This is a genomic window from Bacteroidetes bacterium SB0662_bin_6, assembly GCA_009839485.1.
Lineage (GTDB): Bacteria > Bacteroidota > Rhodothermia > Rhodothermales > VXPQ01 > VXPQ01.
Genome location: VXPQ01000015.1, coordinates 31,398 through 41,729 on the forward strand (window position 1 = coordinate 31,398; position 10,332 = coordinate 41,729).

General features: G+C 60.6%; 7 protein-coding genes. 3 read left to right on the forward strand and 4 right to left on the reverse strand.

The window, feature by feature from the left end; all coding sequences use genetic code 11:
* Positions 1 to 84 precede the first annotated feature (84 nt).
* The 3 genes from F4Y00_02240 to F4Y00_02250 all read right to left on the reverse strand — a co-directional run bounded on the left by F4Y00_02240 (position 85) and on the right by F4Y00_02250 (position 4,669).
* The gene (locus F4Y00_02240; GenBank protein MYE03782.1) at positions 85 to 1,551 is read right to left on the reverse strand and encodes a sulfatase-like hydrolase/transferase; all 1,467 of its coding nucleotides are present in this window, start codon (positions 1,549 to 1,551) and stop codon (positions 85 to 87) included.
* Between the two features lie 491 nt (positions 1,552 to 2,042).
* The gene (locus F4Y00_02245) at positions 2,043 to 3,629 is read right to left on the reverse strand and encodes an ABC transporter permease (protein ID MYE03783.1); all 1,587 of its coding nucleotides are present in this window, start codon (positions 3,627 to 3,629) and stop codon (positions 2,043 to 2,045) included.
* Positions 3,626 to 4,669, reverse strand: coding sequence for an ABC transporter ATP-binding protein (locus F4Y00_02250; GenBank protein MYE03784.1), 1,044 nt, complete (start codon positions 4,667 to 4,669; stop codon positions 3,626 to 3,628). Before F4Y00_02250 ends, F4Y00_02245 begins: the two co-directional genes overlap by 4 nt.
* A gap of 105 nt (positions 4,670 to 4,774) precedes the next feature.
* Here F4Y00_02250 and F4Y00_02255 point away from each other — a divergent pair, with 105 nt between their 5' ends.
* Genes F4Y00_02255 through F4Y00_02265 form a run of 3 tightly spaced genes read left to right on the forward strand, consistent with a single transcriptional unit; the run spans position 4,775 to position 9,300 of the window.
* Positions 4,775 to 6,220, forward strand: a complete 1,446-nt coding sequence (locus F4Y00_02255) for an arylsulfatase (protein ID MYE03785.1) — start codon at positions 4,775 to 4,777, stop codon at positions 6,218 to 6,220.
* Positions 6,217 to 7,902, forward strand: coding sequence for an arylsulfatase (locus tag F4Y00_02260; protein ID MYE03786.1), 1,686 nt, complete (start codon positions 6,217 to 6,219; stop codon positions 7,900 to 7,902). Before F4Y00_02255 ends, F4Y00_02260 begins: the two co-directional genes overlap by 4 nt.
* Before the next feature lie 12 nt (positions 7,903 to 7,914).
* Positions 7,915 to 9,300, forward strand: a complete 1,386-nt coding sequence (locus tag F4Y00_02265) for a sulfatase (protein MYE03787.1) — start codon at positions 7,915 to 7,917, stop codon at positions 9,298 to 9,300.
* Between the two features lie 25 nt (positions 9,301 to 9,325).
* On the opposite strand, the gene F4Y00_02270 is transcribed toward F4Y00_02265, so the two are convergent.
* Positions 9,326 to 10,048 (reverse strand): helix-turn-helix transcriptional regulator, encoded by a 723-nt coding sequence (locus tag F4Y00_02270; GenBank protein ID MYE03788.1) that lies wholly within the window; start codon positions 10,046 to 10,048, stop codon positions 9,326 to 9,328.
* Positions 10,049 to 10,332 lie beyond the last annotated feature (284 nt).

The window sequence follows — 10,332 nt, forward strand, 5'->3', positions numbered from 1 at the left end:
ATCCCGACGCCGTCACGCACAGCGCGGCGAGAAGCGTGTGTGCGAGGAAAACGGTAAACGGACCGGCATGGGGGTGCATGGTCATCAAAAATATTTCTGCACCACTTCCTCGGGCTGGTGCCGGTCCGGGGTGCGGACGATATCCGAGTAATCGAACTCCATCGGCATACGGGTTTCGGCGGTCAGGGGGTGCGGGTCGCCGGCTTCCTGTTGCGCAGTCTCGAGAAGCCTCATCAGGCGCGTCTGCTCCTCGGCGTACGCCGGATCGTCCGCAAGATTGCGCAGCTCGTACGGGTCCGCATGCAAGTTGAAAAGCTGCGTATAGTGAATTCGGGGATAACGGATCAGCTTCCATCGATCTTCCACCACGGCCCGGTGCAGATCCTCATAGGCCAGAAAAAGATGGTCCCGCGCAGACGCATCCTCCCCCTTCCACAAGGCGGATAAATCCTGCGCATCCACCCCGGCGGGCGCCTCGACGCCGGCCATGCCCAGCACGGTGGCGAACAGATCGTGCAAATACACGAGCTCGTGGGTTTCCCCCTGCGGAATACCGGGGCCCTGCACGACAAGCGGCGTCTTTGCGCTGTGCTCGTACAGGTTCTGTTTGCCGAGCAGACCGTGCTGTCCCACTGCAAGGCCGTGATCGGACGTAAACACGATCATGGTGTTTTCGGCAAGGCCCTGCGCATCCAGTTCGCTCAGGATCCGCCCGATTTCCTCGTCCATGTGCGTAATGAGCCCGTAGTACTCGGCAAGCTGGTCGCGTATCACGTCCGGGCGCCGGGGCCACCCCGCAAGCACCTCATCCCGAACGGTCATTCTTCCGTTATGGAACGGATGGACCGGCAGGTAATTGGGAGGCAGCGGCATGCTCGTTCCTGCATAGTCCGCCGCATGGCTGGCAGGCGGCGTCCGGGGATCGTGAGGTACGGTGAAAGACACATAGGCCAGAAAGGGAGTAGCCCGATCCGATGCGCCGTAATCCTTCAGAAAATCCACGGCCGCATCGGCGAACCGCGTCGTGGAAAAGCTCTGCGTTACGGGTTCCGTGAAGCTCCTGTCCGCCTGCAGATGCTCCAGCGGTACATTGAAATGATCGGCCATTCCCCCAAAGAACACGGCGTTGCCCTCCCCGAAACTTCGCGCGAACGACGAACGGCTCTGGTGCCATTTGCCCGTGCCGAATGTCCGGTAGTCCGCCTCCCGGAGGATTTCCGGGAACGTGCGTACGGAATCCAGATTGTCGTAGACACGGAACAGGCTGCGCCCGCTCATCAGCATCGCCCGGCTGGGCGCGCATACCGCGCCGTGGTGGGCGCCCATGTTGTAGGCCCGGCGGAACGAATACCCATCCTCGACGAGGCGATCCAGGTTCGGAGTACGGATATAGCCGTTGCCGTACGCGCCGATGGCGTCGGCCTGCAGATCGTCGGCGAAGAGAAACAGGATGTTAGGGGCGGAAGCATCCGGAGCGGTATCTACCGAACAGGCCGCGGCGAAAACGGCACAGAAAGCGAAAACGCCGAGGCGCAAAAAGAAACGGTTCATGTCAGTATGCGGGCAGGTCCCGGAAAGCGGGCATCTCCTGTCAGGGATGCAGGAAGGACTAAAATATGGGAATTATATACAAAAGTGCCGGAGCGTCAAGAAATGAAGCCGCATCCGAGCAATCCGAAACCGGGCCATCACTATCTGCCGAACCGGCGTGGAAAAACGGCGCGCGCAGACAACTGACCGTGCGAAACCGCTCAACATACTAAAACACACACAAATAACACTAATTAAGGTTAGTACTCACTACATATACACAATGATATATGTATATACAGTGAGTGTCGTGCTAAACCACTACGGGATGAGCGTTACGGGGGCTTACCGAAGTAGCCACCCACCACATATCCGGGTTTCCTGCGAAATACAAGAGCGCTCCCCGCGCGAATACGCAGGCAGGTTCCCTTTACAGAGTTTCCTGCGGGAAAGCCCGGATTCCTGACACGCTCAACTTCCGAGCGTCGGTCAGGTAATTCCCATAAAATTGTCTACCTCACCTCGATATGCCCGGTTATCCGGCCCAGCAGTTTGGCCGCGTACCACCCGGTCCGCTGCTGCAGCATTACCGTGTCGTCGGGACCGCCGAGCCGCAGGCACATATCCGTAAGCCGGCTTGCGGCGGAAACCTCTCCTTCGTAGGGATTGGCGGCGATCCAGTAGAGCACCTTGATCAATTCGTCTTCGGGATGCGCATTCGCCAGATGCTCGAATACGGCGTGCGGCACCCAGCGTTCGATCCCGCTCATCTGGTACATGTCCGGAACCGCCGCCACGAACAGCACATTGCGCGCCCGCTGCACAGGGTCCCCCGTCCAGGCCGGCGGCCATACCTCCAGATCGTAGACGATGCACCGTATCGTTTCCTCGATATCCGGATACACGGGCTCGTCCAGCGCGGCCACCGGGGCCTCCAGTCCCTGATCGTAGGGAAGGGCATCGAACCGGATGTCCCGGTCGATGTCCTCCATCGTCACCTCTTCCCAGGAATCGGGGTAGTCGATGGGCGGAGGGGGCGGGGGCGCCTCGACCACTTCTTCAGATACAGCATCTGCGGTTTCGGCGGCGATGGGCGGGACGGACGCTTCCGGCGCCGAATCCTCCGGTTCTGCTCCGACACCGACAGAATCCGCCACATCCTCCGCAACCGTAACCGAATCCGCCTGCGCCCCGTACACGTCAGAGGAGTCGTTCGTTTCTGCGCCGGAGGAACGAAGCACATCGGTCAGCGACGCTACCCCGTCGGCAGGCAATCGTCCCTGCGGCAGCGCGCGGCCCGTACCTTCCGCCAGCACGCCGACCAGCACCCATGCCGCAAGGGCAGCGCCCGCCCATACCTTGCCGCGCGGCGTACCGCCTCGCTCCCGCGTATCCCATCGAAACATCTTTGCCGAGGCAAGGCACCCGGCGGCGCCGATCAGCAGCAGGGCCAGCAGGCTGAAGCCCGCCTCGCCCAGGCCGCTTCCGTTCACCGTCACCTGTATCGCCTCGACCGCATAGCGACCAGGGAAAAAAGCGGACAGATGCTGCGCCCATTCGGGCAGGCTTTCAATACGCACGGCCACCCCGCCAATGATCAGCATCGGCAGGAAAATGGACTGCCCCAGCGCCTGTACGGCCGGCACCGTGTCGGCAAGCATGGCAATGACGAGGCCCAGCCCGAGAAAAGCGAAGGACACGAACGTGAAGGCGACCCACAGCCCGGCAACATGGTCAGGAAACGGCATGCCAATTACCATGGCCGGCACAAGCTGAAGAAGGGCGGCGGAAAGCAGGACCAGGTACCGGGCCGCAACCGTCGTCAGCACCAGGTGCAGCGTGGAAACGGGCGTTGCCCGGTACCGCCGCCAGACCCCCCGCTCCCGCTCGCCCACCATGGACGTGGGCAGGCCGAAGCAGGCCCCGCCAAGCGCCGTCACGGTAAGCAGTTCTCCCATGTGGTTCACAAGAGGCACCGGTTCGTGCCGGTAGAGCACAAGGAAGGCGACCAGAAAAATCAGCGGAAAAAGATAGCCGTAGATCAGGGCCATCCTGTTCCGGTAATAGAGGCGCAGTTCGATCAGAAAAGCGTACGTCATGCCAACGGCCCTCCATGCGATCCGCCCGGCGCATCGTCTTCTTCCTGCGTCAACTCGATAAGCACCTCCTCCAGCGTCGCCCGCCGGACATGCAGTTCGACGATCCCGACGCCCGCCGTTTCCAGCCGCTTCGTCAACTCGGAGAGGGCCCCGTGTACATCCTCCGACCGGAACCGGACCGTGCAGCCCGTCTGCTCCGGATCGCGCACGCCCTCGATCCCTGCGAAGGTCTCCGGGGGCAGCGGGGCGGACGTTTCCAAATGGACCGAAGGCGCCGTGCCAAGGCTGCCCATCAGGTCGCGGGGAGCGCCCTGCGCAACGAGTCTGCCGCGGTTCATGATCGCCACGCGGTCGCACAGGGTTTCCGCTTCTTCCATGTAATGCGTCGTGAGCAGCACGGTCCGCCCCTCCGCTTTCATGTCCAGAATACGGCGGTGCAGATCGCGGCGCGAAGAGGGATCCAGACCGGTTGTGGGTTCGTCCAGCAACACCACCGCAGGCCGGTTAACGAACGCCAGCGCCAGCGCCAGCCGCCGGCGCTGCCCCCCCGACAGGGTGTGAAAGGCCGCATCGGCCTGATCCTCCAGCGCGAACCGCTGCAAGAGCACACCGGCCTCTTCCGCCACCCGGTAAAAAGAGCCGAAGAGCCGGAGCGCTTCCCGGGGCGTTATTTTTTCCTGCAAGGCGTTCGTCTGAAGCGTCGCCCCGATGTGCTGCTGCATGTCGCGCGGATCTTGCCGGGCATCGATCCCGCCTATTTGCACCACGCCCCGATCCGGCTGCCGCAATCCCAGCATGCACTCGACCGTGGTGGTCTTGCCTGCGCCGTTCGGCCCCAGCAGGCCGAAAATCTCGCCCGGGGCCACATCGAACGTCACCCCGCAGGCGGCCTGTACGCTGCCGTACGCCTTCCAGAGGTCATGAACATGTACCTGGGCGGACATCGGGGGAAACGAAGGGATGTTATAAAGAGGAACGAAACGCAGCAACGATTTGCATACCTTTCCTCCCGCCGGGATGTTCTCAGGAAAGACGTGCATACGAGGCGCTCCGCGGATGCAACCGATTGAAAATATGCCGCTCCGTTCGTATCAAGTACCCTGGTCATTATCCCCGGTATCGTATTGTCCGCCCGCACCGACTCCATGCATCATTCGTTTTTCGCCCACGCACAGGCCCTGCTGATTGCGCTGGCGGCGACGGCGGTTTCCGTCCTTCCCGCCCATGCCGACCCCCTTGACGATCCACCGGAGGAACGCCGTCCGCCCAACCTCATCTTCATCCTGGCCGACGATCTCGGCTACGGCGACCTGAGCGTCTACGGACAGAAACGCTTTACCACGCCCCGGCTGGACCGCATGGCCGAAGAAGGCACCCTATTCTCCGCATTTTATGCGGGGAATACGGTGTGCGCCCCTTCCCGCTGGTCGCTCATGACCGGCACGCACATGGGGAGCGCCCTCGTGCGGGGAAATGCGGGCGCCTCGCTGCGGGAAGAGGACCCGACCCTGCCCAAAGCACTGAAACAGGCCGGATACGCCACGGGCATGTTCGGCAAGTGGGGACTGGCCGAAGACAACGAATCCGGTTTGCCGCACCTCCAAGGCTTCGACGCCTTCCTCGGGTATTTGCGGCATGTCCATGCGCATTCCTACTACACGGATCATCTGTTCGCCATACAGAACGGCGGCACGGAGCGCATCGACGTGGATACGACCCAGTATACCCATGAGCTTTTCGTGGAAGGAGCGCTTGATTTCATCGAGGCGAACCAGGAGCAGCCGTTCTTCCTGTACCTGCCGTTTGCCCTCGTGCATGCGGAATTGCTCGTGCCGGAAGAGGATATTGCGCCGTTCCGGGACGAAAACGGGCGCAGCCGCATGGCACCGGATCCGCCCTTCCCGTGCTGCGGCGTCATCGGGACGTACCGGGGGCAGCCGACGCCGCACGCCGCGCACGCCGCCATGGTCACTCGCCTCGATAAGGACATCGGGCGTATTCTGGACCGGATCGAGGAACTGGGGCTGGGCGAGGATACCATCGTGCTCTTCACCAGCGATAACGGCCCGCACGGCGAAGGCGGGGCAGACCCCGGCTACTTCGAATCCAACGGCCCCCTCCGGGGCATCAAGCGGGACCTGTACGAAGGCGGCATCCGTGTACCGATGATCGCATGGGGGCCGGGCTATGTGCCGTCCGGGGCGGTCAGCGACCACCCCTGGGGCATGTGGGATATCTTCCCCACGCTTGCCGAGTTCGCCGGGGCGGACACGCCGCCCATGGACGGCCTTTCCATGACGGGCCTGCTCACGAATGCCGGTCCCGTTCCCATGCATCGCGCGCTCTACTGGGAGCACCGCAACAACATGGAGGCGAGATACTCCCAGGCCATTCGGCAGGGCGACTGGAAACTGCTTCGCGTCTGGACTCCGGAGCGCCAGGTGACCGAATTGTACGACCTGAGCCGCGACATTGGGGAATACCACGATCTCTCCGAACGATATCCGGATGTGGTGCAGCGCCTCGAAGCATTGATCGAGGAGGTTCGAACGGAACCGGAGATGGACGTATTCAAAAATCCCTACGAATGACAGACGGAACATTGCGCGCGGCGGGCTGGACCGCAGCGGCATTTCTTACGGCAGGAATTTTGGGCGCTTCGGTTACCGGGGCGGGCGGGATACCGCCGGATCGCCCTCTTCAAAAAAATCCCCGGAGCGACGACCGGCCCAATATCGTCCTCGTCATGGTGGACGACATGGGTTTCTCGGACCTTGGATCGTACGGCGGAGAAATCGCCACCCCGCACCTCGACCGCCTCGCGGAGGAGGGCCTGCGATTCACCCAGTTCTATAACACGAGCAAATGCTTCCCCACCAGAGCCTCCCTCATGACCGGCCTGTACGCCCACCAGGTCGGCATGGGCGAGCGGATCGACACGCTGCGGAACGGGGTGACCATTGCGGAAGTGCTGCGCGAAGCGGGTTACCGCACCTATATGACCGGGAAGTGGCACGGCCTGGAAAATCCGTTCGACCGGGGCTTCGACCGCTACTACGGACTCGTGGACGGCGCCGTCAATCATTTCAATCCCGGAGAGCAACGGCCCGGCGAGCCGCCGCCTGCACGAAAAACACCGGGGCATGTGCGCACCTGGGCAATCGACGGTCAGGTATTTCGCCCGTACACCCCCGACGATCCGGATTTCTATTCGACGGACGCCTACACGGAAAAAGCGCTCGACTACCTGAACCGGCACGAAAGCGAACACGCCGAAAAGCCTTTCTTTCTCTATATCGCCTACCAGGCTCCGCACGACCCCCTGCAAGCCCGCTCCGAGGACATCGAAAAATACCGGGGGAAATACATGGACGGATGGGATGTGCTGCGCCGCCGGCGCCATGAGCGGCAGGTTGAAATGGGTATTGTCGATCCGGAATGGACCTTGCCGGAATACGGAACCATCCTCGAACACTGGCAGCGCACCTCGACCTTCACCACCCGCTACTGGGACGACCACCTGCGCATTCTTCCCTGGGAGGAGGTCGAAGGCAAAGCGGACTGGGACCTGAAAATGGCGGTGTACGCCGCCATGGTCGACCGCGTGGACCAGCAAATGGGCCGTCTGCTGGACAAAATCCGCGAAATGGGCGAAGAGGAAAACACGCTGGTGATGTTTCTTTCCGACAACGGCGGCTCCGCGGAGATGGTGCATAACCAGCAGAACCGTGAATACCCGCCGGTCGATCCGCCGGGATCCATGGCCGCCTGGCACAGTGTGGACGCCCCGTGGGCGTTCCTGAGCAACACCCCCTTCCGGCATTACAAGAACTGGAGCCATGAGGGAGGTATCGCCACGCCGTTCATCGCCTGGTGGCCCGAGCGTATCGGGGCGGGCGGAATTACCCCTGAGATCGCACACCTTATCGATGTGATGGCGACTGCCGTAGACGCCGCCGATGCCGAATACCCGGAAATCTGGCGCAACGAACGCATTCACCCCCTTGAAGGAAAATCCCTGCTGCCCGTCTTCGAAGAGGGGGTGCGGGAAGGGCACGACGCCCTGTTCTTCGAATGGAACGGCGGAAAAGTTGTGCGCAGCGGCCGCTGGAAACTCGTCGATGCGCGGGGAGCGGATACGCACTGGGAGTTATACGATATGGAGACGGACCGCACGGAAACCCGCAATCTGGCGGCGGTCCATCCGGAGCGGGTGGAAACCCTGACAGCGATGTGGGAAGCCTGGGCAAAACGAGTGGGCGTAACGCACTAACCGGTACAAGAGATGACCAACCCCCTGAAAATCATGAAGCATATGTTCCGCCTGGCGCTCCTGCCGGCCCTGTTATGCCTGCCGGCGTTTTTCACGCATGCGGACGCCCTTGGACAAGCGCCGGAGGCGCCCCCGAACATCATCGTGCTGTTCGCCGACGACCTGGGATACGGAGACCTGAGCAGTTACGGGAATCCGACCATCCGCACGCCGCAACTCGACCGCATGGCCGACGAAGGAATCCGCCTGACCTCCTTCTATGTGACTGCGGCAGTCTGCACGCCGTCCCGGGGCGGCCTGCTCACGGGCCGCTACCCGATCCGCCACCTCCCGCATAATCTCGGGCCGGATTCGAAAAACGGGTTGCCGCTCGAAGAAACGCTGATCGGGGAACCGCTGCAGGAACACGGGTACCGGACCATGATGGTCGGAAAATGGCACCTCGGGCATGCAGAGAACGCCTACATGCCTGTCTCGCGGGGCTTCGATCATTACTACGGCCTGCGCTACAGCAACGACATGATCCGCCCGTGGGTGCAGACCGACGTGCCGCTGTACCTATTCAGGGATTTGGAGCCGATTCGCGAACCCCTGAACCAGGACACGCTGACCGTTACGTACACGAAGGAAGCCATCCGGTTCATCGAGGAAGCGGGGCCGGAGCCCTTCTTCCTGTATCTGGCGTACGGAATGCCGCATGTGCCCGTCTACGCGGCTCCGCACCGGGACGGGCGCTCCCGAAAGGGGCGGTACGGAGACGTGATCGAAACCATCGACTGGAGCGTGGGAGAGATTCTGGCTACACTCAGGGCCCAGGGGCTGGACAAGCGCACCCTGGTCATCTTCACCAGCGACAACGGTCCGTGGCAGGCCATGCCGGACCGCATGTTCCAGACCGATATGATGCCGCTGCACGAGCCCGTCAAGCCGTGGCACAGCGGATCGGCGGGGCCTTTGCGCGGATACAAGGGGACGACGTTCGAGGGCGGCTTCCGGGTGCCGTTCATTGCCCGCTGGCCGGGGCGGATACCGGCAGGCCGCGTCTCCGCGGACATGCTGGCCTCGCTTGATATCTTCCCGACGCTGCTGGATGCGGCAGGCATTGCGGCGCCGGACAATCTGGACGGAAACAGTGCGTTGCCTTTCCTGACGACGCGGGCCGTTTCGTCTCCAAGGGAAGTCTTCTACTATTACCTTGGGGCCCGGATCGAAGGCGTGCGGGAGGGACCCTGGAAATTGCGGATTCCGGGGCTGCCCGAAGGGGCGACGGGAGAACCCGCGCTGTATCATCTGGACGAGGACCCCGAGGAGAAATATGACCGGGCGGATATGTACCCGGACCTGGTAGCCCGCCTGCAGGCCGCCATGGAAGCGTTCGACGCGGAAGCGAGGCGGTGAGTTCTCTCAACTGAAGGAAGGCATCTCATCCAAGGGACTTCCGTTGCAACGATTCGCTTTCCGCGGCAACGGCCTTCGTCTTCTGGACGAGATCCGGTTGAGCAGAACTTGGGGAGGGATGCGCCAGATGGGTTGCCCGATACACCTTCGGAGAAGAGCCCACATTTTGGGCAAACGCCTTGGAGAAAGCGGAAAGCGAGTTGTATCCAACCAGCAGGGCAATGCCTCCTATCTTCAGGGAAGAATGGGAAAGCAGATATTTTGCCATGACCAGCCGATGCCATCGGATATATTCGGTCACATGCATACGAGTGAAGAAGTAAAACTTCTGTGTGTACATATTGGGCGGAATATTTAATTCATTCCTGATCCAGTTTACATTGAGATTGAAATCGAACGGATTATCGTTTATCAGTGCAATCATCTCTCGCACATCTCTGAACCATGTACGATCAGGACCTGGCAATACGGAGCGGTACGCATCGATTACTTGTTGCGCATTCGGAAATTGTCCGTTTCCTCCCGTTGGGTAGGGAGGCAAATCTTCGAGAAAGTGTTTTACTTTCTCCTTCAGAATGAATATCCACAGACGATCATGCTCTTCCGTCCTGAACTGTTTTCGAAGCGTCTCGGCGGATATGCCCAGCAGGTCGGCGACATCGTCGGGATCGTCGATTATCTGTATGTGCTGGCGAATACGATTCTTGATTTCCGAGATACTCATCGGCATACTACCATCAAAGTTCATAAACACCACTTACCCTAACAAAAATATTATCAAGAACTTTACCTCGACCATGCACATTACGAAAACCACCACCAAGGCGAATAAGTAAGTTATCATCCAAACGTATTTCACCACCAAGTTCAACCTCCGTGGCGAAATTATTAAGGAATATAGAAGATTGATTATCATCACGTGATAAAATAGTAACTTCCTGACCCTCAAATGTAAAATCAGTATATATATGTCTATTGGGAATTATATATTTAACTTGACAAACCCGTATCTATCCCCTATATTATGGTAAG